24 protein-coding genes and 3 pseudogenes are annotated in these 23,305 nt (G+C 38.8%); 16 read left to right on the forward strand and 11 right to left on the reverse strand.

The window, feature by feature from the left end; genetic code table 11:
• Window positions 1-157: 157 nt before the first annotated feature.
• Window positions 158-316, reverse strand: a pseudogene (locus QI031_RS31675) (nitrogenase molybdenum-iron protein alpha chain); the annotation flags it as partial.
• A 110-nt stretch (window positions 317-426) separates the two neighbouring features.
• Between QI031_RS31675 and QI031_RS04085 the strand changes: the two are divergent.
• The 3 genes from QI031_RS04085 (at window position 427) to QI031_RS04095 (ending at window position 2,616) form a co-directional block, all read left to right on the forward strand.
• The gene (locus tag QI031_RS04085; RefSeq protein ID WP_281483940.1) at window positions 427-1,845 is read left to right on the forward strand and encodes a site-specific integrase; all 1,419 of its coding nucleotides are present in this window, start codon (window positions 427-429) and stop codon (window positions 1,843-1,845) included.
• A gap of 77 nt (window positions 1,846-1,922) precedes the next feature.
• Window positions 1,923-2,183 (forward strand): hypothetical protein, encoded by a 261-nt coding sequence (locus QI031_RS04090; RefSeq protein WP_281483941.1) that lies wholly within the window; start codon window positions 1,923-1,925, stop codon window positions 2,181-2,183.
• Entirely contained in the window at window positions 2,176-2,616 is a 441-nt protein-coding gene (locus tag QI031_RS04095) for a pepsin/retropepsin-like aspartic protease family protein (protein ID WP_281483942.1), read from the forward strand. The genes QI031_RS04090 and QI031_RS04095 overlap by 8 nt, the downstream gene beginning before the upstream one ends.
• A 9-nt stretch (window positions 2,617-2,625) precedes the next feature.
• Here the strand turns inward: QI031_RS04095 and QI031_RS04100 are convergent, their stop codons facing one another.
• Window positions 2,626-3,192, reverse strand: coding sequence for a Uma2 family endonuclease (locus tag QI031_RS04100; RefSeq protein WP_281483943.1), 567 nt, complete (start codon window positions 3,190-3,192; stop codon window positions 2,626-2,628).
• A gap of 182 nt (window positions 3,193-3,374) precedes the next feature.
• Entirely contained in the window at window positions 3,375-3,914 is a 540-nt protein-coding gene (locus tag QI031_RS04105; RefSeq protein WP_281483944.1) for a DUF2267 domain-containing protein, read from the reverse strand.
• Window positions 3,915-4,186: 272 nt separating this feature from the next.
• Here QI031_RS04105 and QI031_RS04110 point away from each other — a divergent pair, with 272 nt between their 5' ends.
• Complete coding sequence (locus tag QI031_RS04110) at window positions 4,187-4,975, forward strand: dienelactone hydrolase family protein (RefSeq protein ID WP_281483945.1); 789 nt, start codon at window positions 4,187-4,189, stop codon at window positions 4,973-4,975.
• 66 nt (window positions 4,976-5,041) lie between these two features.
• The gene (locus QI031_RS04115; RefSeq protein WP_281483946.1) at window positions 5,042-7,237 is read left to right on the forward strand and encodes a DNA methyltransferase; all 2,196 of its coding nucleotides are present in this window, start codon (window positions 5,042-5,044) and stop codon (window positions 7,235-7,237) included.
• 100 nt (window positions 7,238-7,337) lie between these two features.
• Here the strand turns inward: QI031_RS04115 and QI031_RS04120 are convergent, their stop codons facing one another.
• Window positions 7,338-7,766 carry a hypothetical protein gene (locus tag QI031_RS04120; protein WP_281483947.1) on the reverse strand — a complete coding sequence of 143 codons (429 nt, stop codon included), beginning with the start codon at window positions 7,764-7,766 and terminating at the stop codon, window positions 7,338-7,340.
• Window positions 7,767-8,606: 840 nt separating this feature from the next.
• On the opposite strand from QI031_RS04120, the gene QI031_RS04125 reads away from it, so the two are divergent.
• Complete coding sequence (locus QI031_RS04125) at window positions 8,607-9,185, forward strand: hypothetical protein (protein WP_281483948.1); 579 nt, start codon at window positions 8,607-8,609, stop codon at window positions 9,183-9,185.
• 351 nt (window positions 9,186-9,536) lie between these two features.
• Here the strand turns inward: QI031_RS04125 and QI031_RS04130 are convergent, their stop codons facing one another.
• Window positions 9,537-10,133 carry a hypothetical protein gene (locus tag QI031_RS04130; RefSeq protein WP_281483949.1) on the reverse strand — a complete coding sequence of 199 codons (597 nt, stop codon included), beginning with the start codon at window positions 10,131-10,133 and terminating at the stop codon, window positions 9,537-9,539.
• Window positions 10,134-10,200: 67 nt separating this feature from the next.
• Between QI031_RS04130 and QI031_RS04135 the strand changes: the two genes are divergently transcribed.
• The 3 genes from QI031_RS04135 (at window position 10,201) to QI031_RS04145 (ending at window position 11,883) form a co-directional block, all read left to right on the forward strand.
• Window positions 10,201-10,362 (forward strand): hypothetical protein, encoded by a 162-nt coding sequence (locus QI031_RS04135; protein ID WP_281483950.1) that lies wholly within the window; start codon window positions 10,201-10,203, stop codon window positions 10,360-10,362.
• A gap of 56 nt (window positions 10,363-10,418) precedes the next feature.
• Entirely contained in the window at window positions 10,419-10,991 is a 573-nt protein-coding gene (locus tag QI031_RS04140; protein WP_281483951.1) for a TMEM175 family protein, read from the forward strand.
• Window positions 10,992-11,436: 445 nt separating this feature from the next.
• Window positions 11,437-11,883, forward strand: a complete 447-nt coding sequence (locus QI031_RS04145) for a hypothetical protein (protein ID WP_281483952.1) — start codon at window positions 11,437-11,439, stop codon at window positions 11,881-11,883.
• 188 nt (window positions 11,884-12,071) lie between these two features.
• Here the strand turns inward: QI031_RS04145 and QI031_RS04150 are convergent.
• The 4 genes and pseudogenes from QI031_RS04150 to QI031_RS04165 form a co-directional block, all read right to left on the reverse strand.
• Window positions 12,072-13,132, reverse strand: a pseudogene (locus tag QI031_RS04150) (IS630 family transposase).
• A gap of 37 nt (window positions 13,133-13,169) precedes the next feature.
• Complete coding sequence (locus QI031_RS04155; protein WP_281483953.1) at window positions 13,170-14,189, reverse strand: pentapeptide repeat-containing protein; 1,020 nt, start codon at window positions 14,187-14,189, stop codon at window positions 13,170-13,172.
• A 223-nt stretch (window positions 14,190-14,412) separates the two neighbouring features.
• A complete protein-coding gene (locus QI031_RS04160) occupies window positions 14,413-15,684 on the reverse strand; it encodes an EndoU domain-containing protein (protein ID WP_281483954.1) in 1,272 nt (423 codons plus the stop codon).
• A gap of 241 nt (window positions 15,685-15,925) precedes the next feature.
• Window positions 15,926-16,657: a hypothetical protein gene (locus QI031_RS04165; RefSeq protein ID WP_281483955.1), complete on the reverse strand. Its 732-nt coding sequence runs from the start codon at window positions 16,655-16,657 to the stop codon at window positions 15,926-15,928.
• Window positions 16,658-16,876: 219 nt separating this feature from the next.
• On the opposite strand from QI031_RS04165, the gene QI031_RS04170 reads away from it, so the two are divergent.
• The 7 genes and pseudogenes from QI031_RS04170 (at window position 16,877) to QI031_RS04200 (ending at window position 22,445) form a co-directional block, all read left to right on the forward strand.
• Window positions 16,877-17,458, forward strand: coding sequence for a Uma2 family endonuclease (locus QI031_RS04170; RefSeq protein ID WP_281483956.1), 582 nt, complete (start codon window positions 16,877-16,879; stop codon window positions 17,456-17,458).
• Between the two features lie 160 nt (window positions 17,459-17,618).
• Complete coding sequence (locus QI031_RS04175) at window positions 17,619-18,218, forward strand: hypothetical protein (protein ID WP_281483957.1); 600 nt, start codon at window positions 17,619-17,621, stop codon at window positions 18,216-18,218.
• A gap of 311 nt (window positions 18,219-18,529) precedes the next feature.
• Window positions 18,530-19,003 carry a type II toxin-antitoxin system VapC family toxin gene (locus QI031_RS04180; RefSeq protein WP_281483958.1) on the forward strand — a complete coding sequence of 158 codons (474 nt, stop codon included), beginning with the start codon at window positions 18,530-18,532 and terminating at the stop codon, window positions 19,001-19,003.
• 2 nt (window positions 19,004-19,005) lie between these two features.
• A complete protein-coding gene (locus tag QI031_RS04185) occupies window positions 19,006-19,170 on the forward strand; it encodes a hypothetical protein (protein WP_281483959.1) in 165 nt (54 codons plus the stop codon).
• Window positions 19,171-19,936: 766 nt separating this feature from the next.
• The gene (locus tag QI031_RS04190) at window positions 19,937-20,488 is read left to right on the forward strand and encodes a hypothetical protein (protein ID WP_281483960.1); all 552 of its coding nucleotides are present in this window, start codon (window positions 19,937-19,939) and stop codon (window positions 20,486-20,488) included.
• Window positions 20,489-20,635: 147 nt separating this feature from the next.
• A pseudogene (locus QI031_RS04195) lies at window positions 20,636-20,755 on the forward strand (2Fe-2S iron-sulfur cluster-binding family protein); the annotation flags it as partial.
• A 376-nt stretch (window positions 20,756-21,131) separates the two neighbouring features.
• On the forward strand, window positions 21,132-22,445 hold the full coding sequence (locus QI031_RS04200) for an NF041680 family putative transposase (protein WP_281481499.1): 1,314 nt from the start codon (window positions 21,132-21,134) through the stop codon (window positions 22,443-22,445).
• Between the two features lie 94 nt (window positions 22,446-22,539).
• On the opposite strand, the gene QI031_RS04205 is transcribed toward QI031_RS04200, so the two are convergent.
• Both QI031_RS04205 and QI031_RS04210 read right to left on the reverse strand, forming a co-directional pair.
• Window positions 22,540-22,800: a DUF5615 family PIN-like protein gene (locus QI031_RS04205; protein ID WP_281483961.1), complete on the reverse strand. Its 261-nt coding sequence runs from the start codon at window positions 22,798-22,800 to the stop codon at window positions 22,540-22,542.
• Window positions 22,797-23,048, reverse strand: coding sequence for a DUF433 domain-containing protein (locus QI031_RS04210; RefSeq protein ID WP_281483962.1), 252 nt, complete (start codon window positions 23,046-23,048; stop codon window positions 22,797-22,799). Before QI031_RS04210 ends, QI031_RS04205 begins: the two co-directional genes overlap by 4 nt.
• Window positions 23,049-23,305: the final 257 nt, after the last annotated feature.

Raw genomic sequence — 23,305 nt, forward strand, 5'->3', positions numbered from 1 at the left:
GCGTCTGTATAAGCAAGGTGGGAGTAGAAATATCACTCAAAATTCAGAATGCAAAAATCAAAATAAACTTTTAACTTTTGAATTTTGAACTTTGAATTTCCAACTCCCCCTGGGGTTTTAGCCCCAGGTTATCCCTACTTATCCCTTTTCCATTTATTTAGGCGGTAGCTTTGGCGGTAGCCTTAGCCTCAGCTTTCTTGCTCCAAGGAGCGCCAATTAAACCCCAGGTTGGGCTGTTGAGTGCCAAATCCATATCACGAGCAAAGATAGCGAAGCCATCATAACCGTGATAAGGGCCGGAGTAATCCTTTTTATGGTTAAATGACTTTAAATAGCCTAATGTTTACAGCAAGCAATGTTAGTGACAGACATTGTTCGCTGATAACACATTTATTTTTAGGCTAAATATAGGCTAAAAACACAGCGATGCATAATCAGGGTCAAGACAAATATCAACAAGCTTTTGCAGACTTAGAGCTAGTTTCATCTACCGATGGCAGTTTTATCGGCTCAAGTCTGCAAGCACAGCAGCAAAGAGAACACATGAGAACAAAAGTACTACAAGAACTAGAAAAAGTTAATCTGCGTTTGAAGTCTGCAAAGACAAAAGTGACAATTAGAGAATCAAATGGAAGTCTGCAATTACGAGCGACGTTACCAATTAAACCAACAGACAAAGATACTAATGGTACAGGGAGAAAGCAATACAATCTCAGTTTGAACATTCCCGCTAATTTAGATGGACTCAAAACAGCTGAAGAAGAAGCTTATGAATTAGGAAAGTTAATTGCTCGTAAAACCTTTGAATGGAATGATAAATATTTAGGTAATGAGGCAATTAAAAAAGAGTTTAAAACAATAGGAGAATTACTCGAACAATTTGAAAACGAGTATTTTAAAACTCATAAACGCACAACCAAAAGCGAACATACTTTCTTTTATTACTTTTCTCGCACCAAACGATTCACTAACTCCCAAGATTTAGCCACTCCTGAAAATCTAATTAGTTCAATTGAAAAAATTGATAAAGAGTGGGCTAAATATAATGCAGCCAGAGCCATATCTGCATTTTGCATGACTTTCAAAATTGCCATTGATTTGTCTAAATATTCCCAAATACCTGAAAACAATTCCCGAAATATACCAACAGATGCGGAAATAGCCGCAGGAATTATTAAATTTAAAGATTATCTCAATAGTAGAGGTAATCAAGTTAATCAAAAGGTTCAAAATAGCTGGCAACTTTGGCGATGGACTTATGGAATGTTAGCAGTGTTTGGTTTAAGACCACGGGAGCTTTTTATTAATCCTGATATTAATTGGTGGTTGAGTCAAGAAAATGTAGATTTGACATGGAAAGTTCATAAGGATTGTAAAACTGGGGAAAGGCAAGCATTACCATTACATCAGCAATGGATTGAGGAATTTGATTTGAGAAATCCTCAATATTTAGAGATGTTGGCAACTGCGATCGCTAAAAAAGATAACACTAATTATGCTGAAATAACAGCATTAACACAACGAGTTAGTTGGTGGTTTCGTAAAATTGGTTTAGATTTTAAACCTTATGATTTACGCCATGCTTGGGCAATTCGGGCGCATATTTTAGGAATACCAATTAAAGCGGCGGCGGATAATTTAGGGCATAGTATACAAGTCCACACCCAAACTTATCAGCGTTGGTTTTCGCTAGATATGCGGAAGTTGGCTATGAATCAGGCTGTGAATAAGAGGAATGAGGTTGAGGTTATGAAGGAGGAAAATCAGAGGTTGAAAATGGAGAATGAAAGACTAAAAATGGAGATTGAGAAGTTGAAAATGGAGATTGCTTATAAGCGTAGTTGAATCTGCTTATAAATCAATTATAATATGATATTGGGTTAAGAATAAATTTCGTTAATTACCTATTAATAATTAACAATATGCTTTTAAATGATTTGCTAAAAACTGTTAGTAAACTATCGCATCAAGACAAATTGCGCCTTATTCATTTTCTCTTGCTGGAAGTAGCAAGGGAAGAAGGATGCAATTTAGAATCAACTGATAATCAAGAACAGGAAAATGCACTCCTGAAGCAACTGGAATCTACTGAAGCAGTTATATGGTCTCCTTATGAAGCGTATGAAGCAGCTCAAACATTATCTGAGCTTCTGACAGCAGCAAAACAGGAAGGTCATGCTTGAAGGTAAAAGATTTCCTTTTATTGAGCGCAGCAACGCTCTCGGTGTTTCCAGCGCAATGCCTTATCTACCATTGACTTTGACTTATAAAAACCAGTCTATCGAAGTTATGGGTTTGCTGGATACAGGTGCAAGTATTAATGTATTACCTTACGAAATTGGTATACAACTAGGAGCAGTTTGGGAAGAACAAAAAGTTCCAATTCAGTTAAGCGGAAATCTCGCTTCTCTGGAAGCACGGGGATTAGTAATATCAGCTACAGTTGCAGAATTTTCTCCTGTTTTGCTTGCATTTGCTTGGACAAAATCTACACAAGCACCTGTGATACTAGGACACATGAATTTCTTTGCAGAGTTTGATGTATGTTTTTACCGCGCTGATTTGGCTTTCGAGATTAGTCCAAGAAAAAATAGCACGATCGCACCCTTTCCCTAACCTACATTTTCAAAAAACAACGCCGCGATAAATTTCTGCGATCGCTAATTCTACCCCAATTGATTCTAAGGAAATAGATTGCTCTAAGTTGCTAAAATCACTAAGCAACCAACCTTCTGCTTTTTTACTGTAGCGTTCTACAAAGGGTTCATCCTGCTCTACTAATAAATATTCGCTAAAACTTGCAATTGATCTATACATCCGAAATTTACTTTGTCGGTCGTAATCTGCGGTGGAAGGAGATAGCACTTCAACAATCAGGGTGGGATTCAAGACTTCATCTAAGCGGTTATCATTCAGTTGCGGTTCACCCTCAAAAACCATTACGTCTGGATATACTCCGCGTCGATGTTCAGGAATCCACAGCCTTAAATCGCTATTAATTGGCTCGAATTGAGTATCGCGCAGCAAAAATTTGAGAAAGGCAAAAATATTGCCACTAATGCGGCTGTGTTTTAGTGTTCCTCCAGGCATGGGTACGATTTCTCCGTCTCGGTATTCGCTGCGTCCTTCGGCTTTTTCTTCAATGGCACGATATTCATCTAAACTGTAGCGGCGCTTGATGGTAGAAACCATAGATTGTAGGCGATCACATTTGCTATGGGGCAATAAAACTATTTTGTCATATATTTTAGTTGTGAGGAGATCTGCAATGCGATCGCTACTAAATTAATAGTTGTAAATTAGTAAAATTCTCATACAAAAAGCCTGTTTGCGGATAATAATCACAAACAGGCTTAACTTTTTCAGACTTATAATTAAGCTTGTTCCCAAAGCTCATGTATACGGTCAGGAAGCCAGCTAGCAATTTCCTGAATCCGTTCTTGGGAAAGTTCGTCTTTGGTGGCAGAAAACACTGCTTTAATTGCTTGATCTCGGTCGATTGTGCCTGGTAGTCCGCCTTCATTGGCAACTCGTCTCAGAAATAGATTGGAATCAATTCCTACGGGAGCCGGGCCTTTTAAAGGTTGACGGACTCGACTTAAAAATCTCACAATTGGATTAGTGTCTTTCCATAATTCAGCTACTTCTAACTGGAGTGATTTATCCTCTGTAGATGTAGCCTCTGTACGCAGTTCTGCTTCTACGCGATCGCTGGCTTCTGTCGTCATTAAGTCGCGCATCACACGAAATACAACTTCGCTAAAGTCCCTTGCGTCATACAAGTCTGCAAATCCGCTTTTGACCATCACCTTTTCTAAAAAAGAGCGATTTCCTTCAGCGATCGCAGTTCGAGTATCTTCAATCTCGGTTGGATCAACTTCTGGAATGTTGTTTCTGAATGCTTGATCGGGCATTGTTTTTCCTTCTACTTTTTAATATCTAGTCTTTGTGTTTACTTATGTTAAGTTCGCATAAACTAAAAAGCCTCAAATCTTCCATAAGTTTGAGATGTTATCCGTTCAAAAGTTAGAAATTCATTCGATTTGCATACAGAAGCCAAGTCATACTTGAGGCTGAGTAAGGAGCAGAGCAATACTCTTGGTATTTCCGTCCATCATAGACATCGCCCATTAGCGTCGAAAACAGTCAGAATAGGTGAGGTGGTATAAAATTAGCCCAAACAAAGATGACAAACATCAAAATTAAGACTACAAAAGTCAAAATACCCAACAACGACTTAGAAATCGATGCTTATTTAGCTCAACCAGCTAGTCCAGGAACTTTTGGTGCTGTCATAGTTTTTCAAGAAATTTTTGGAGTTAATAGCAATATTCGAGATATCACCGAACTCATTGCTCAACAAGGTTATGTAGCAATAGCCCCCGCGATGTATCAACGTATTGCGCCTGGTTTTGAGGCTGACTTTAGTGCTGAGGATGTGGGATTTAGTCCAGAAGCCTATCAGCTTGGTTTGCAATACTACCAACAAGTTAAGTATCAAGAAATCATCAGCGATATTCAAGCTACAATAAGCTACTTAAAAATTTTACCCAATGTCAAAGATAATGCCATTGGCGCGATTGGTTTTTGTTTTGGCGGTCATGTTGCATATATTGCTGCAACTTTAAGCGATATCAAAGCCACAGCTTCATTTTACGGTGGCGGGATTACCACTTCTAGTTACGGCGAAGATACTCCTACCATTAATCGTACTTCAGAAATCAAAGGTACTATTTATACATTTTTTGGTACAAGAGATACATTAGTTTCTCAGGAAGATAATGAACAAATTGAGGCAGAGTTAAACAAACATCAAATCAATCATCGCGTATTTCGATACGATGCCGGACACGGATTCTTTGCTGGATTTTTTGTAGATCAACATCCATTTTTAGCCCAGCATCCCAGTTATAACCCCCAAGCGGCTCCTGATGCTTGGCAACATGTTTTAGAACTGTTTCAAAACAACTTGTAAAACTAAAGAAGCAATTAAGATAAGATGTCCTAGTTCTCTATGAAAGTATAGGATTCATAAAACTCAATGATTAAGCATTCTCAGCTTCAGCTTTTCAATTTAGTACCTGAACCACAACAAAATGCTCAATCAAAAATTATTAAAGAGAGGACAGGTACATTTACCGATAACATGAAATTACCTATCCATAGATGGTTTCGTTATTCTGCCGGATTTTCAGCAGATTGGGTTGAAAAAGTAATTACAGAATTAGAACCTCAAACTATCCTTGATCCATTTGTCGGCTCAGGTACTGTATGTATTGCAGCTGATCGGCTTGGTATAAATTCTTATGGTATTGAAGCGCATTCTTTTGTTTATAGGCTTGCAAAAGGGAAACTTGCATGGGTGGTAGATATTCATGCGTTTTTGGAAGCAGTTACAAAAATTAAGCGTTTTGCTGCAAGTCTTCAGCCAAATCTTCCAGAAAAAATCCCAGTCTTATTAAGCAAATGTTATACAAATGAAACATTAATAGATCTCTTCAAAATTAGACAAGCTTATCTTGAAATAGCCCCATCTTTATCTGAAGAATTACAATCTCTGATTTTTCTAGCAATTTCTGCCATTTTACGCTCATCAAGTCATGTAAATACAGCACAGTGGCAATATATTCTTCCTAATAAGCGTAAAGCTAAGGTATATGAGCCATTTGAAGCACTAGAAAGGCAGGTTGATTTGATGCAAGAAGATATGTATCAAATGCAATCTATTACTCAATCTAGTCAAACCCATCTCATTCAAGATGATGCCAGAAATTTAAAAAGTATTCCAGATAATTTAATAGATTTAGTAATCACTTCTCCACCTTATGCAAACAACTACGATTATGCAGATGCTACACGTCTTGAAATGACCTTCTGGGGCGAAGTTAATTCTTGGGGAGATTTACATGAGACAGTTCGTAAATTTTTAATTCGCTCCAGTTCACAACATGTTTCCAAAGATCGACTAAGCTTAACTAATTTGATTGCTGAATCGATTATAGATCCGATTCGAGATGAGTTAATACCTGTTTGCCAAGAACTAGAAAACATTCGCAAAACCAAGGGTGGTAATAAAGCGTATCATACGATGATTGCCGCTTATTTTATCGATATGGGGTTTGTATTTCATGCTTTACATCGAGTTGCGACATCAGATTGTAAAACTTGTTTTGTTGTAGGAGATTCAGCTCCTTATGGAGTATATGTTCCGGTTGAAAAATGGCTTGGTAAATTAGCCGTTGCAGCAGGATTTGATTTCTGGTCTTTTGAGCAGATTAGGCAGCGTAACATCAAGTGGAAAAACAGAAAACATAATGTTCCACTGCATGAAGGAAGACTTTGGATAGAAGGTAAATTTATGGCACAATCTCCATCACATAAGTTTGGGCAAAATTTAGGCAAACTTCTTGAAGCTATTGTGCTTGACGATATCCTCAAACCCCGACTACAAGAGTTTGCACAAACCAAAAACTACTATCTCGATTGGCAGCGATCGCGTCCTGCAAGAAGCGGTAAAAAAGTTACATGGGAAGATAAATATGGCAATAAACATGATTTAGATTTTGTGATTGAGATTGATGGTACAGATAACCAGCTTGGTAGACCTGTTGCATTTATCGAGTCTGCATGGCGTAGATATACAAAACATTCAAAAAATAAAGCTCAAGAAATCCAAGGCGCTATACTACCTATTATTGAACTTCATCATTTGTCAGCCCCATTTTATGGTGCGGTGTTAGCGGGAGATTTTACTAAACCGGCTTTGGATCAGCTGAGAAATAATGGATTTGCAATTATATATATTCCTTATAAACATGTTGTAGCAGCATTTAAAGAAATTGGTTTTGACGTTGCATTTGACGAAGATACTCCAGACGAAATTTATGCCAAAGCCTCCAATACTTTAGCTGATATCACTAATTTAGACAAAGAGAAACTTCGGCAAGCTTTGATGCAAGCTTCAAAACAAGAAGTCGAGCAATTTATGGATATACTCAAAAATTGCCTTGAGCGTTATATTGCCAAAATAATTATCATTCCGCTTTTTGGTATAAGATACGAGTTTCTAAGCATTAATGATGCAATTACAGAGCTAAATATACTTGATATTAATAGTCCCAATGGTAAGTTTGATAGATTCGAGGTCATCATTGATTACAGCAATAATGACACAATTAAAGCAACTTTTCAGAATAAGACTTTGCTTGCAGATTTTTTAAGAAAGTTGGAAAGTTAAAGTAGGAACAAATATGGTTGGGATGACATAAAGAGATTTTACTGTTGCTCAATTGTGTTGTTAATAGTGAAAATTACTGTTATGCTCTTAGCCGCTTTTATTATCTTTTAGATGCAGCATTCATTCCATTCCCATTACTGTCTACATTGGCAACAAATGATGTTTGCTGTGAACTAGCAGTCGGTGATTCGCCTCGTAGTCCTCTGCGGCGCTGGTTTTTAGGAACTCCTCCCGCCATGCCGTACTCTACACTGCTTTTGCCATATCGAGTCCCAACTGCCATGAGCATGTGTTCTGTCATATCTCCCAACTCGTCCTCTGTTTCCAACATCTCACGGTATAGTTTATCCAAGCTGGAAAGGGCACTATTATAGGCATTTTCCTTAGCTCGCATCGTCTCAATCAAGGTTGAAAAGGCAGGTAAGGTAAGTCCATTGCCTAAATCTAACTTCGGATCAATTGAGTTGATGCCAGCCGCACGACGCACTGCTCTTTCTAAAACTGGGGAAGTTCTTTTTCTACGAGCCATAATTTACACCTTGTAATTTAGTATGGTTACTATTCTTTACTTTAAAAAATTGACCTACAGATCAGCCTGAGAGAATTTTGGCAAATCTAAAATAGTTTTTGCTACACAGAAATAATTACAGCAAATTGCGTGAATTACTGAAACTAGAAAGCAAACTGGGGTTTGAGAAAGCAAAAGCTTATTTGACTTGCGGAAAACACCAAAATGAGAAAGCAAACTGGGGTTTGAGAAAGCAAAAGCTTATTTGACTTGCGGAAAACACCAAAATGAGAAAGCAAACTGGGGTTTGAGAAAGCAAAAGCTTATTTGACTTGCGGAAAACACCAAAATGAGAAAGCAAACTGGGGTTTGAGAAAGTAAAAGCTTATTTTGCTAACTAAAAGCGATCGCTAGAATGCTAAATAAGTATAAGTTCTTGATGTAAGTAGTCAAACAGAATTAATTACACAATGTCATTGCGCTAAGCGAAGTCATGCCTATATCCCTACGGGGAAGCAAACTACGCGTAGCATCTCTAGAGAAGCGGAATGCAGCAATCCTAGCCCTTGCGATTGCTTCCCTTCTCTTCGAGACGCTAACGCGAACGGTCGCAATGACGGTTATTTGAACGGACATGATATTACAGATGATTCTCAAAGATGACATTATATAAAGACAATATATGAATTATGGGGTTGCTTAAGAGCTTAACTAAACCATATATGCAGTAGATTATATGGTGCGTTGCCTGAACGACAATGTACCCTACTAGCTGGGGATTTGATACGATTAACAAAGTGGCGATCGCCTACAACCTAAATATAAGCGATCGCACCTCTTCAGCAGATTGGCACAATAACTATGGCAAAGCGTAAAAAAAGCAATCTCCAGTGGATTAAAGAAACGCTTGAACTAAAACCTGACCATCGCTGGGAATCTCCATCAGGTTACAAGATTTTTGTCGCAGATAGGGGGGCTGTTCGTTTAAATGTTCCCCAGGATTGGGTTTTTGAGCCACAAGAAAAATCGTTCAAGTTCATGGACAAAAAACCGCCGAAGGATGATTGTGCTTTAGAAGTATCTTTTAATCGCCTACCACCGCGTGACTGGAGCTTATTTCCTCTAAAATCTACCTTAAAGAAAGTTATAGAAGATGACAGCCGCAACGTCATTGCTAAGGGAGAAATCATTACCCTCAAGCGTCAAACCGCCAGGATTGTGTGGACAGAACTGAAATTTATTGACACTCAAGAAGAACCACGGGAAGCCTTTTCACGAATTTGCATCGGTTTGGGGTCAAATGTTCAGTGTTTGATTACCTTCGATTATTGGGCAGATCAAGCAGAACAACTCACCCCAATTTGGGATGAAGTGTTGCGTAGTCTCACTTTAGGGCTGTATATTCGTGACCCGATGACTGGTTTAGCTTTCCCTGACTAAAAGACGCTTAAAAACTTTTATTGTTCGTAAAGCAATACGCTTAACACCGTGTAGTCAACGGTGGAGCTTTTAAGCGTTTCCATCAGCATTACATAAACAGGACTTACGCAAGGATTACGATTTTACATCATTACGTTCGCTCTTAGCGTTCCCGCAGGGTACAAAGTGAAGTAATCGCAAAGGCTTATTTTTTGTCACCAGTGCGTAAGTCCTAATAAACTTAAAAACGGTATGGATTATTATTCAAGAGGATGGAATTTGACTGAGGCAAGTTGCACAGCAAAAGAGCCGATATGGTGGTTTTTCATTTAGTTTAAAAAGTTGATTTTATATCTAAATTTTGGAGTTTTATCATTGAATTGATTGACATAAAATACCCAAAATTTTATTCAATTCTTTAATATAATAATTATTCAAATCTACAAATAATATAGTATTTTCTAATTTTAAAAATTTCCAAATATCCCCTGTTGTCACTGCCCCATAAATAGTTTTAATCTCATTACCCTCTTGTTGATTAAAAATTTGTGCTGCTAACATTGCCGCCATGCATTGACCTAATCCACCTTTAAGATTTTCATTCTTAGCCTCGACAACAATCAATACAGGTGCATTAATTGTTAACTGTTCCTTTGAGCGACTAATAACAAAATCACAATAACCATTTAATCCCTTCTCGACATCAACATTAAAATCTGTTCCAGAAAACAAACTAATCTGATAATTTGCTTTACGCCTTACTTCCAACAAAATAGGCGTAATAATCATTTCTGAGCGGGCTTTTTCGGTATTAATTGCCAAAGCTAATTCTGTGGTTTCTTGTAGAATAGATATTAATTTGTCACTTATTTGTATAGGTTCGATGTTAGCAAATAAATCAATTTCCTCATCAATTTGAATATTAAAATCCTTTTTAAACTTAGTCAAGTTAAAGTCACTATAAGCCATTGGTATTACCTAACTTTTATTTGCTGTAGACATTGCTATTACTGATTTATAATGTGTAAAATTAACTGTGTTTTACACTATTAATACTGTAGCGGCGCTCAATTGTATAAATTATAGATTGCAGGCGATCGCCGCTAAATTCCGAATTGGTAACTATTGTGCTGCTGATGAAGCTTTTGATATCCTCCAAAAAGAGCCGACTGATTGCATAGACAATTTTCATTCATGAGGCTATCTGGTGCGGTACAGTACTCTCAAATCAGCATAAAAGGAGCGTGTATACAAATGGTAAAAGGGAGGTTAGAAGCATTCAGCGATGGCGTGATTGCTATCGTTATTACCATCATGGTGCTAGAAATGAAAGTACCAGATGAAGCTAATTTAGCCGCGCTACGTCCCATAATTCCAGTATTTCTGAGCTATGTACTGAGTTTTATTTTTCTCGGTATTTACTGGAACAATCACCATCATTTATTACAAGCAGTTCGACATGTTAATGGCCGTATCCTTTGGGCTAATCTGCATTTACTGTTTTGGTTGTCGCTAATTCCTTTTGTTACTGGCTGGATGGGCGAAAATAATTTTAGTGCCATGCCAGTTGCCCTTTATGGTACTGTACTGCTGTTTGCTGCGATCGCTTATTTCATACTGACCCGTGTTTTGATTGATCATCACGGTAAAGATTCGATTTTGGCGACTGCAATTGGTCGAGATTTTAAAGGCAAAATATCGCCAGTGTTCTATGCTGTAGCAATTCCCCTTTCATTTGTAAATTCGTGGTTGTCCTGCGTCTTATATATTTTAGTCGCCATTATGTGGCTGATCCCCGATCCTCGCATTGAGAGAAATATAACTTGATAAATTAGGCGATCGCCACTTTTTGCTACATTCGGTATTAACGCTTTAACTCCCTTCGGGAGAGGGAACGGGCAATGGGCAACAGTTCGTCCGTTTGTTCCCTCTCCCCACCAATGGGTCTGAGTCCCCCACCTATAGGTGGAAAGTCGTATAGGGGGGTAACAGCCCTCCGTCACAGACAGTCCCTGTTCCCTATTCCCTGTTCCCTGTTGCCCGTTAATTTGAATCTGCAATCATTGTAAAAATACTGATGATTGATGTATTGGGTTGTGCTATTGTCACAATGTATTTTCCCACATACACGATGTTCATGCATTTAACTATTGAACGAAAGAATTAATTCTTTTATCAACTTACAACAATAAAACCTCTGTCTAGAGAGCGATTTGGCCGATTATTCAAATAAAGTAAAAATAGGATACAAACTTTTGAGATTTTGTATCCTATGAAACTGAATTATTTGACAAAACGGCTCTCTACTGTAGGACGTTGGATAGCTACAACTGTATTTTGTGTATCAGCGATCGCTTTTGTTTGGCAAGGTGCGTTTTTCTCTAATACCGCAGCAATGGCTAGTCCTGCTATGAACTTGATTGCATCCGCAGACATGGGTGATAAAGTTCAAAACAAAGCTAGTGAAGACGCTAGACAAACTAAGAATTTTATCCGAGACACCGCAGATAAAGTTGAGCAAACTGCAAACAAAAATGCCACTAAAGTTGATCGAGCTACAGATGATGGTAGTTTTTTAGAGCGCAAAGCCAACAGAGATGCGGCTCGAATTGGTAAAAGAGCAGAAGAAGATGCAGCTCGGACTCAAGAAGCAGTAGACAATACCAAGAATGTCGTTGAAAAAGCTGTTGATAACATCAAAGATGCTTTTAGCAACTAGAAAATAGATCAGCTGTTTCATAGATTCAGTTGCATATTTAACTGAAAAAGGTGTTTTTCAGCTTACTAATTTTAAAGTCAATATACATTGTTTTCTCCATTCATTGAAAACTGTGGGAAACTCCAATGTATATTGATTTAATTTTTGTGATTCTACATTTCATATCATGTCCGGATAATCACTTACGATTAAACTCCAATCTGAAGCCACCAATGAAAACCAGTTAACCCACGAATTAAATCTTGCTGTTGAAGTAAAGACTGACAGCGATGAAATAAAATATTCTCCAAATCATTGAGTGAGTTAAACGATTGATTAGCGATTGGTTCGTCCACCAAAGTCCACAACCTTTCTGCCGGCTGTAACTCAGGTGAGTGAGAAGGCAAAAATGTTAAATGTAGTCCTTCAGGAATCTGTAAATTTTTACTGGTATGCCAGCCAGCACGGTCAACAGCTAATAAAATGTGTTTATTTTTACCTAATCCAAATTCACGAGCAAAATCAGCCAAAACCTGATTAAACAATTCTGTGTTCACGTAAGGCAGAATCCACCAATAGCTCTCTCCTGTTTTGGGATGTACAAAAGCATACAACCATAACCATTTAAACCGCCAATGGACATCAGCAATTGGTGTTTCTCCTTCAGGTACATACACTCGTCGCAAAATCGGTTTGAGTCCTAAACGATGTTCATCTTCACACCACAACTGAACTTCTGCATCTGGATAGATAGTTTGGAGTTGTTTTACTTGTGTCGCTAGTTTTTTTTCCAGGCTTCTTGCTCAAAATGATCGCTTTTAGTGTGAGACGGGCGAGGTACTCTGAGTCTAAAAGTCATCTGCCGTAATATCTCCCATCCCCTCTGTCGGCTGATCTGATTTCCTGTGACTTCAGTTAGCCAGTCTGCTACCTTTCGACCGTTCCATAGCCCTCCATCTGGTGCTTTCTCTTGTAATGCCTGCCATAACTGTGCTTGTTGCATATCATCCACTACAGGCTGTTTACCTTGGTTTAACTGCCTGCGATCGCCTAAGTATCCCACTCCAAATTCGTTGTATCTTTTTACCAATCCGTATATCCATGTTTTGCTGTAGCCTGCTATTTCCTCTACTTCTTCCGTTTTTTTACCTTGTGCTACTAACCAAATAATCTGGTACTGACGGCTTTCTATGCCATCTTTAGCTTGACGATAACGTTTTTCTAGCTCTTCAATACTTAAATGTTTGGCTACACTAATTCGTTTTGGCATGACTCATCTTTGCGCTCCCTGCTTTTATCGTAAGCGATTATCCGGACATGATATCATCAGCTTTTCGATTTAATTCTGGCAATCCTAGCTGTATACTAAATTCCGAAGTATATATAGCACTTTGCCAGTTTTTCGCTTCTTTTATCTCTTTCAAAGATAAACCAATTGCTCCCACAAAGTTAGCTTTAGCAAGATTAGCTCCGAAAAATTTAACTTCAGTCAAATTAGCATTTGAGAAGTTCGCTTCAGTTAAATTGGCTTCAAAAAAGCTGGCGTATGAAAGATTAGTACCCAGCAAATTTGCTCCACGCAGATCAGTTCCTGTCAAACTAGCCCCACGTAGATCAGCTCCCGCTAGTTTTGCTTCAGTCAACTTGGCTCCAGCTAGTTTTGCCCCTGTTAACTTGGCTCTATTAAGTTTGGCTCCAGTGAGGTTTGCTCCAGTAATATCAGCTCCTACAAGATTAGCCTCAGAAAGCTTTGCTCTTGTAAGATTGGCTCTAAATAACTTTGCTTCCTGCAAGTTCGCATCAGACAAATCCGTATCGGTAAGATTTGCATCAAAAAGGCTAGCAAATTTTAGATTGATGCCTTGCAGATTTGCTTCAGGCATTACTACGCCATTTAACATTACACCTTCTTGATTTAATTCTTCAAGAGCCTTGAAGCGAGCATAACTTGTTGGGACTTTAGCTGCCGCAGCATTATCAATGACTTGCCATGCTTCATAATGCTTTTGTGCTTTGCGTTCAGGAATTTCTTTAAAGTACAAGATAACTCCTGCAACAAGAGCAATTGAATCAGCATTTTTAAAAATAATTTTCACTACATCGCGAATAGAGCGAATATTTGTCTCGTCTTCAACCCAAATAGCAAGCAATGACAAGATTATGACTGAGCCTGTAACAAATAGCCAAGTAGGTATATGTTGGATGTTTGTTCCTACTTGATCCCAAAATTTTTTACATATACCTGCCCAAATTTCCTTCTTATATAAAGTTAAAAGGAAAAACTTGATAAATTTTCTAGTAAGTAATTCTTTAATTTCACCAAACAACTTAATTTTACCTCGGTTTCTTCAAAGACGATTTTTTCTGAGTTTCATCTCCTTAACATCTTATTTATTAGTTTGTCTTTAAAATATGATAATTCTTAGTATTTAATTGTGGTTAATTTAGCGGTTCTTCTGATCAAAGTGCGATCGCATCGATTTTGTAGAGTGTGTCAATATTAATTATTTTTTGCTGACCCACCCTACATCTATTTAGCAATTGATTTAATTACTGCACACAGTTAGGATTACTACCAGGAGTAGCATCAGGGTAAAAAGTGCGGACACCGCCACTTCTCCTAACAAACACTGCTTTAAAGGTTCTACCTTCATCAGTTACACTCCAATGACAAACAGTGTTAGTAGAACTAGTATTAGGATTGTTCTTGTAAGCTAAAGCTGCAAGGGAGAGAATTTCTTCAGCACTTAGAGTATATGCATAACCTTTGATAGAAGATTGAGAAGTGCTATTGCCTACTTTCATCACCACACCCATTGTATAAACAGTATTGGGAACTACTTCCTCCATAGATGTATTATTATTTAGCCGTCCAGCTAAACCCTTTTCTTCAAGTTCTACATAACGACCAACAAAATGTAATCCACCTATCGAACCTCCGGCGACTGGTTCTCCGCAGAAAACATGGTCAAAACCATCAACGTTAAACCAGACGTTAGTCAAGTCAACTAAGAAGTCTGCATTGGAAGTACGCCCCGGAATTAAATATCCTCCCACATATTGTTTGATATTTGCCAAAACGGTAGGATTATTGTTCATCATTGCCTGGAAGTTAGACGGACTAACAACAGTACCAGGTTGTCCGCAAAGATCAGTTACCGCCCTGTCAAAGTTATTCAAAGTTGGCACAGTGGGAGTAACATCAGCTGGGCTACCGTATGCTAATCCAGATACAGGGTTGTTAATATTGTCAAAGAATGGCACAGAACCAGCGGGTAGAGAAGGAGAACCGGAAGAACCATAATCGGTAATCACAAAATCATCAATGTTAGTTCTGTTGGAAGTTCCATCAGTTTTGCGGACTTCACAGCGAACGATACCAGAAATATTAGGGGTGAAAGTTGCGGTTTGTAATGATTTTGAGCTTGTAGTAATAATTGAACCTATAGGTGTCCATGAAGTACCGCTATTGGTCGAACACCACAATCCCCAAGTTGTACTAGTATCATTACCATACTTAGCGTGTTTAATGGTAACAGTGCCAGCGCCCGTAGTCCGATCAAATTTCATCGTCACTTTGCCGTTGTTGCGGATACGAACAGATTGTGAACCGTTTTTAACATCGCTTGATAAGTTACCAATTAAAGCATCATTCAAATTCCAAGTACCTGTACTCAAATTAATATCAGCCGCAGCATAAGCACCTTTTTGACCAGATTCAAATCCTTCAGAAATCGTGGCACTAGTTGCTCGAAAAGTAAAAAAGGAAAGCAGGAAGACAGATCCTCCTGCTATTTTTAAAGGCAAGGTTAATTTAGGCATACAAGTCAAAATTAGATATTTAACTAACCTATTTAATCTAAAGTCGATTGGTTATTTGAGGATTAACTTCTTTTTAAGCTTTTTAAGAATAAAAAAATAATGTGATTAATTACGCTTCGTTGCAGGCGATCGCATCATAACGTGTTATTTTGTAGTGCGGCGATCGCCTAAGTATTAATTTTGGATTTATTGATAGAAAATTCTTAATTCTTACTTGTTTTTTGTTGCAATAATATCGTTCTTAAGTGTCAAAGTTGGCATCCATCAATATTGTACCGTCAGTAGATAGCACTATATAACGATAATTGCGTGGAGCCACAGCCCAAAATTTTTGTAATTGCTGCACACTGTAACCATTGGGGACATTAATTTCAAAATATCCATGTTCTGGAACCCAGGCAATCCATAGACCACTGTTTGCCTGACTGTAGCCCATTTCGTTCCAGAATAAATTGCGGATTGAGCGCTCTCGTGTCTGGCTTATTGGTACACGCACCTGTCGCCAAGAAGGATTACCAGCATTTCGTAGAGCCTCTTGAGGGAAGTTATTAGGAAGTGATCGCCCAATGCTATTGTAATACCAGCTATAGCGTGCCTTTTCAGTCAGCATAAAAAAACGCGTACAAGCATCATACACTGCCGAGAGCAAGCGACCATCACTAGCGTAAACACTATGTGGATTGTTACCAAGTTGCAATAGGTTTAAGACTTCCTGTTTTTGAGAATCACGGAGTTGATCAAAACTGGAAGCTAGAGTAATGCGATCTCCTTGCAAGCTTTTATACACTTGGGCTTTGCCCCAAGGATAAGTTTTTCTGCGTTGTAATTCTTGCCAACGTTGTTGCATTTGCGGCTGCACTTCTTCAAGTGGAGGAACGGAACCAGGACAGTTAGCTTGAGCCGGAGATATCACAGCCACAAAGTTTACAGTAGCAGTAATTGGTAATAACCAAAGAAAATTTTGGTATAACATGTTACGGTCTATAAAAATAATTTTTTAATTCTAGCAGTTTAAATTTATATGCCAATAAGAATGGGCGATCAATTAGTGTATAGCGATCGCATCTCAAAAAATCCCTGAAATGCAGTGCTTTTATAGAGTTAGGCGATCGCAGTTAAACTTGTTGTACAAAAATCAAGAGAACGCCTTTTTTCGCTATCCTAGAAAAGAAAACCATTGCCAGCTTAAACGATGGTTGCTTTACCAGATCCCGTCTTAATGAGTGCAGAGGAATATCTAGTTTGGGAACCCACCCAAGAGCAACGCTACGAGTATTGGGATGGCGAAATTGTGGCGATGAGCGGTGCTACACGCAACCATAATCGGGTTTCCGGAAATTTTTTTAAGCTTTTAGATGATGCTTTAGCAGATCGCTCCTGTGAAGTATACATTGTAGATGTGAAGGTAGAAGTTGAGCCAGGGCAAAAGTATTTTTATCCAGATGTGGTGGTAACTTGCGACGAGCGCGATCGCGATCCACAATTAATACAATTTCCCTGCTTAATTATCGAAGTGTTATCACCTTCAACAGAGGCAGCCGATAGGGGGAAAAAGTTTGCCAAATATCGCCAATTACCAATCTTGCAAGAATATGTTTTAGTACAAGTAGCTCAACCGAGTGTAGAAGTCTTTCGGCGCAATGAACAGGGAAAATGGGTGCTATCAGAGTATAATTTGGATGAAATATTGCGACTGGAATCGGTGAATGTAGAAATTGCGATCGCTGATTTGTACCGCAAAGTCGAGTTTGAAACCGAAGCCACCGAAAATTGAATAGATGACACACAATTTATAAGTATGCAGTAGCTTATTGTTAAGTTGGGACGTAAACATAGCCTATTGTAAACATCGATATGACGGACTACTTTGAGAAAGGAGTAAAATAGAAGCAATTCTCTTTTATTGAAAACGTCATATAAAGCAGTGCAAAATTATGGCGTACAGCGACTTTACTCTAGAAAAAGCTGCGACTGTTTTGGGAATCACTACCCAAGAAGCCGATCTGTTTCCTAAGCTTGTACCTCTTTCTATTCCTTCGTGGTTAAATGAAACTTTAGGAAAGCGAACCCAATTAGCTCTAATTAGTGAAAAGGCTCGGAGCGAATTTATTATTGTACCGATTTTGCTAGGTTGTCGTGATCTCAGCCAAGATAGGTTGGCAATTTTCTCTGGACAAAGACTAGATGTCGATCCTGTACAGGGCTTGATTGGAGAATGTGATTTTATTTTAGCAATAGCTCCACCTTTACCACCCTTGCGATCGCCAATTCTCACGGTTGTAGAAGCAAAGAAAAATGATGTTGAAGCTGGGTTAGGACAGTGCATCGCCCAAATGGTGGCGGCAGATTTATTCAATCGTTCATCTGGACAAGTAGAAATACCCATGTATGGATGCGTGACAACAGGAGAAGTATGGCAGTTTCTGCAACTTTCACAAAAAGTGGCTTTGCTCGATAAGCAAAGATATTACTTGGATAACGTCGGAGCGATTTTGGCAATTGTACAGACAATTGTTCAGAAATTCACCGATTAATTTGTATAGTAAATTGTAATAATATCCTGGTAGCTCATGACGATTATAAACTGCATAGCATCTTTCTAAGTCTAAAACAGCTTGACATCACGGTGCAACGAAGCGATCGCAAGCTTGTTGTTGAGTGAATGCGTAGGCGTTCGCATAGCGTCTTGTAGAGAAGCCCATCGTAGACATCGCTACATATAGTCTAAAATTAGCGATCGCAGATGAATTATATGGGCGACAGAATTATTAAAACATCAGGGGTTTTGAGATGCGTGTTATTTTATTACTCGTAAACGATGGAGAAGGCAATTTTTAAAGCCTGTATGAGTGAAAGTGTCTATATTGAAACTAGTATCATTGGCTACCTGACTGCTAGACCAAGCAATAATTTAATTCTGATGGCAAATGTAGAGGCCACACGGCAATGGTGGGATATTCGCCGTGTTCAGTTTGACCTTTACATTTCACAAACAGTCTTAGACGAGGTAGCACGGGGCGATGCTGAGATAGCAACAAGGCGGCTCAAAATGTTAAGTGACTTTCCCTTACTCGAAGTCAACGAAGCTGTTGAGAATTTGGCGGCTCAATACCTTGCAAAAAGTAACCTCCCACCCAAAGCTGCTGATGACGCACTTCACATTGCAGTAGCTACAGTCTACGGCTTGGACTACTTGTTAACGTGGAATTGTAAACACATTGCTAACGCCCAAATCCAGAAAAAGTTAATTCAAATCAGCTTTGATGTTGGATATGAGTTACCAACTATTTGTACACCTTACGAGCTAATGGGAGAGTAAAAATGTGGAGAGATGAAGTTCTAGAGGAAATTTATAGAATCCGAGAAGAACACGCCAAAACTTTTAATTACGATCTTAAAGCAATTTGTGATGATTTGCGACAGAAGCAAGCTGCAAGTAGCAGACGAATTATTTCAACACCTCTTAAGCAACCCCGCAAACGATAAAACAAAGCTGTTGTAGCTGACTGACTCAAATTTTGATCAAAATTAAGTCTAAAACAGCTTGACATAGTGCTGCAACGAGGCGGATCGCACAAATGGTCTACTTTTTTTACCGCGATGTCTACGACGGGCTATTCGGCGATCGCACCATCCTTTAAATTAGTTTTATTAACGCGCCATCATTGGGATTTCATCAAGATAGCCGAATTGTTAATAGAGGTAGTAATAGTTTAATGCGATCGCACCCCCTCATCACGCATAATTCAGTAGGGTGCGTTGTCGCAAAGCGCAACGCACCATCATCTCAAACATCCCAAATATCAGAAACAAGTTGAACCTCACCATCACCCCAATTTAACGAGTAAATGTTCTGCTGGATAAAACGATGAACACTCGAAAAAGCCCATTGCTGAGGTGATTCACACAGTTGATGCCGCACAGGATTATAGTGAATGTAGTCACAATGATTAGCAAAATCAACATCGTCTCTAACTATATGTTCCCAAAAGCGGCGTTGCCATAAATTTTTTTCTTTTCGCTTTTCTCGTGAGCGGGAGAGATAGAAAAATTCTGGATAACCACTTTAAATTAAGTAATTACATGAAAAGAAAAGTTTGTGTATAGTATTTTAATACAGGTATTAAATGCAAAAATTTCAGATAACTATCCTAAATCAGGTAATTAAACGGAAATTATCAGTTTAATAACTAGATATACTTCACCAATCCACGTTTCCCTCATAGAGAGTTTTACCTTAAGTTTTTGAAAAATGCGGAAAATTTGGCAATTCATAAATCGATATCCGCCGACAGCACTAATAAGGTCTCTCAGTTTCTTGCTGGAGGCCATTATACGAAATGCTCAGAGCGGTAGTCAAATTGTAGTTGCAGCAACAGTAGTCCCTTTCTTACTTTTGGCAATAGCTCTGTTGTACTTGGCAAATGCAGTTAAGTGGATTTCAACTAACTTTTTCAATCTCATGAAATCTCTTTTTACAATTTGTATTATAGAAGTGCGTTTCTACTGGGAAAAAATGCGAGAAGTTGGAGAAGTTCTTGCTGAAGAATTATCTGAATTAATTTCAAGAATGTTTCAGTTTATTTTATATCTTTTGTCTAAGCTTGTTGATGACAACGCTGAATACGGAAATCATGGAAATCACACATCAGTATTAGTAATTTTACGGAGATTTATCACATGGTTATTTTATGCACTAGTAACTATATTAATGAGTGCCTTTCTTATTATAACCTTCTTTACAGGCTTGCCATTATTACACCAATATCTACGACAACTTTTGATGGGTAACATCAATAGTTAAAACGAAGAAGTATAACAATTTAAACGCAGTAGACGAACAAAAACTTTGGTACTGAATTTAGTCTTGTACTGGAAACAAACAGCTACAAAGTTTAAAGATTACTCGAAAAACTACATAACTAATAAACTATAACTTAGGCTGATGCTTATGGCAATTTACAAAGTCAGATTAGTCAACAAAGCTGAACGGTTAGATACTGTAATTGAAGTTCCAGATGATGAATACATTTTAGATTATGCTGAAGATTGGAGTCTTGACTTACCCTATAAGAGTTATATTGTCTGAAGCATCAAAAAAGATTGTCATCGAATAACCCTAAAACTCGCATTTAGGCTAACAATAGACTCTTTTTTCTACCACTATAGGAAAAAACTTGCCTGACTTGACTTGTAAGAGCGATCGCTACAACAGTTTACTTATTGTACATCTCGCAGACAATCTTTCAAAAGGAAAGCTTTAGTACAATTCTAAGCAATGCAGACTTGGATTATTGAGTAGTTTGTGAATTACTTCCACCCCAGAACGAAGTAAAGATTCAACTTGTTTTGTTCTGGAGTTTGGACTAAAAAGCTAGAGAAAAGCAGTCAGCAGTAACACTGACTGCCGTAAAGTCAATGAAAGTAATCAATAAATCATTGACGTGATGATCCTGACACAACTAGAAAAATTCCGCCAAGGTATCTACGATAGTTTGGGGAAGGCCAAAGATGCAGTATTTGAATTGATGGATGCAGTATTGACAAGTCCGAGTATCCCATCATTTGTAAGCTTGTCACAAAGCCCAGTATTTCGACGGCAATGGTCGAGCATTTATGCAGCACTACATGATAGTCGTCCACCGAAAATGTTGCTGATGAAGCTACTGGTACAGGAGGTAGAGACGGATGAACAGCCATTTCTAGCAGGAGATCATAGCTTTTGGGCAAGACCAGAAGCGAAGACACTAAAAGAAAGAACTTTTCATGGGGATAGAGGGGGGAGCATAGGCATCGGACAAAGTTACAGTACGTTAGCGTGGATACCAGAGGCGGATGGGAGTTGGGCATTACCGTTGAAACATGAACGGATAACCACCTTTGAAACGCCAACGAGTAAAGCCGCATTCCAACTAAAACTTGTCACCCGTGAGTTAGGCACTAGACCACTTGCAGCTTATGACCGAGGCTACGGCAACGCCAAATTTGTCCAAGCCACGGAGGAGATTAACGCAGACCTATTATTGCGTTTAGCATCTAACCGATGTGTATGGGGTACACCCGGTACTTATAAAGGACGAGGCGCACCATGTAAACATGGTCACAAGTTTAAGCTCAATGACCCCCAAACTTGGCCAGAGGCAACTGAAACTCTGGAAGTTGAAGACCCGAAAGTTGGTCGAGTGAAAGTAATGCGTTGGAGTGGATTTCATTTCCTTCAGTCCCCAAACCGGGCAATGGAAATCATTCGCGTCGAGGTACTCCAACCAGTAGGACGTAATCGGAAGTTTCAACCTTTATGGCTAGCTTGGTTGGGTCAGACAATGCCTCCATTAGAGAATCTCTGGCAAAAATACCTATGCCGCTTTGCTTTAGAGCATTGGTATCGATTTGCCAAGCAGAGGTTATATTGGACACAGCCTCAATTGAGTTCTACTCGGGCCGCAGAGCGATGGAGTGACTTGATGCCCCTGCTAACTTGGCAACTCTGGTTCGCAAGAGTTGCCTGTATTGATTCCCCCTTGCCCTGGCAATCGACTCAGGATAAACTGTCTCCAGGACGTGTAGCACAAGCCTTTCCTCTAATTTTAGCCACTATTGGCACTCCTGCTCAACCCCCGAAAACTCAAGGGTTATCACCTGGGCGTGCCCAAGGGCATCAGCCACCTCAACGTCCCCGTTATCTCACTGTCAAAAAACACGCATCTAAAAAACCTAAAACCGAAGAATCACTTAAGAACGCTAATCTAACTGCTGCTTAGTTTCTGCTTCTTTTTTAACGATTCCACTTAACTCAGCCTCTAACAAAGCTGGGTAACTTTCTTTTGCCTTCTCTTCATTCCTGCTAAATGCAGATTAGTCCAAACTCAAGTTTGTTGGTGCATTTCCGCAACGTAGCCATACAACTTTAGGCGGAGAACCATATAAACGGCTTCTTTCGGCAAAGTCTACATCTTGAGTAACGATGCAAAAGTCATTTGTTTTAGCAAATTCCCATATTTCAGTATCAGTCTTTACTTCTAACCCATAAAGCTGAACATGACTCGAATCAGGGAAAACGTCTGCTAATTGAGTTACTAGTAGGCGACTCAAATTTTGATCAAAAAGTAGTTTCAAACACCACCTACCGTTGGTTTAGCATCTCCTAAAGAGGCAACTAAACGATGCTCACGATCAGCAGCAAACTCCAAACAAGCTCTAATATCTTGTTCTGTTAATTCAGGGAAGTCATCTAGTATTTCCCCATGAGACATACCAGCCGCCAACCAACCGAGAACGTCGTAAACGGTGATTCGCATCCGTCGAATGCAAGGTTTACCACCTCGCTTGTCAGGTTCGATTGTAATGATATCCTGATAGCTCATGGTGATCATAAACTGTGTAGTATCTTTCTAAGTCTAAAACAGCTTGACATAGTGCTGCAACGAGGTAGAGTGCAACAATACTCTACTTTTTTTTACTGCGATGTCTACGACGGACTATTGGACGATCGCGCTATCTCATAAATTAGTTTTATTAACGCGTCATCTTATTCAGCAAAAGCAATCGCCCCATTTAATCTAAAAAGTTGTCATTGAAAATAGTCTTTTAATTTACAGTTTTTCTTTGAGCAAAATGCAAT

The sequence above is a fragment of the Halotia branconii CENA392 genome, assembly GCF_029953635.1.
GTDB classification, from domain to species: Bacteria; Cyanobacteriota; Cyanobacteriia; order Cyanobacteriales; family Nostocaceae; genus Halotia; species Halotia branconii.

Bases quoted from the DNA above. Each gene is read 5' to 3' on its own strand.
- QI031_RS04085 (WP_281483940.1), top strand. From the start codon at position 427: ATGCATAATCAGGGTCAAGACAAATATCAACAAGCTTTTGCAGACTTA.
- QI031_RS04090 (WP_281483941.1), top strand. From the start codon at position 1,923: ATGCTTTTAAATGATTTGCTAAAAACTGTTAGTAAACTATCGCATCAA.
- QI031_RS04095 (WP_281483942.1), top strand. From the start codon at position 2,176: ATGCTTGAAGGTAAAAGATTTCCTTTTATTGAGCGCAGCAACGCTCTC.
- QI031_RS04100 (WP_281483943.1), bottom strand. From the start codon at position 3,192: ATGGTTTCTACCATCAAGCGCCGCTACAGTTTAGATGAATATCGTGCC.
- QI031_RS04105 (WP_281483944.1), bottom strand. From the start codon at position 3,914: ATGCCCGATCAAGCATTCAGAAACAACATTCCAGAAGTTGATCCAACC.
- QI031_RS04110 (WP_281483945.1), top strand. From the start codon at position 4,187: ATGACAAACATCAAAATTAAGACTACAAAAGTCAAAATACCCAACAAC.
- QI031_RS04115 (WP_281483946.1), top strand. From the start codon at position 5,042: ATGATTAAGCATTCTCAGCTTCAGCTTTTCAATTTAGTACCTGAACCA.
- QI031_RS04120 (WP_281483947.1), bottom strand. From the start codon at position 7,766: ATGGCTCGTAGAAAAAGAACTTCCCCAGTTTTAGAAAGAGCAGTGCGT.
- QI031_RS04125 (WP_281483948.1), top strand. From the start codon at position 8,607: ATGGCAAAGCGTAAAAAAAGCAATCTCCAGTGGATTAAAGAAACGCTT.
- QI031_RS04130 (WP_281483949.1), bottom strand. From the start codon at position 10,133: ATGGCTTATAGTGACTTTAACTTGACTAAGTTTAAAAAGGATTTTAAT.
- QI031_RS04140 (WP_281483951.1), top strand. From the start codon at position 10,419: ATGGTAAAAGGGAGGTTAGAAGCATTCAGCGATGGCGTGATTGCTATC.
- QI031_RS04145 (WP_281483952.1), top strand. From the start codon at position 11,437: ATGAAACTGAATTATTTGACAAAACGGCTCTCTACTGTAGGACGTTGG.
- QI031_RS04160 (WP_281483954.1), bottom strand. From the start codon at position 15,684: ATGCCTAAATTAACCTTGCCTTTAAAAATAGCAGGAGGATCTGTCTTC.
- QI031_RS04165 (WP_281483955.1), bottom strand. From the start codon at position 16,657: ATGTTATACCAAAATTTTCTTTGGTTATTACCAATTACTGCTACTGTA.
- QI031_RS04170 (WP_281483956.1), top strand. From the start codon at position 16,877: ATGGTTGCTTTACCAGATCCCGTCTTAATGAGTGCAGAGGAATATCTA.
- QI031_RS04175 (WP_281483957.1), top strand. From the start codon at position 17,619: ATGGCGTACAGCGACTTTACTCTAGAAAAAGCTGCGACTGTTTTGGGA.
- QI031_RS04180 (WP_281483958.1), top strand. From the start codon at position 18,530: ATGAGTGAAAGTGTCTATATTGAAACTAGTATCATTGGCTACCTGACT.
- QI031_RS04185 (WP_281483959.1), top strand. From the start codon at position 19,006: ATGTGGAGAGATGAAGTTCTAGAGGAAATTTATAGAATCCGAGAAGAA.
- QI031_RS04190 (WP_281483960.1), top strand. From the start codon at position 19,937: ATGCGGAAAATTTGGCAATTCATAAATCGATATCCGCCGACAGCACTA.
- QI031_RS04200 (WP_281481499.1), top strand. From the start codon at position 21,132: ATGATCCTGACACAACTAGAAAAATTCCGCCAAGGTATCTACGATAGT.
- QI031_RS04210 (WP_281483962.1), bottom strand. From the start codon at position 23,048: ATGAGCTATCAGGATATCATTACAATCGAACCTGACAAGCGAGGTGGT.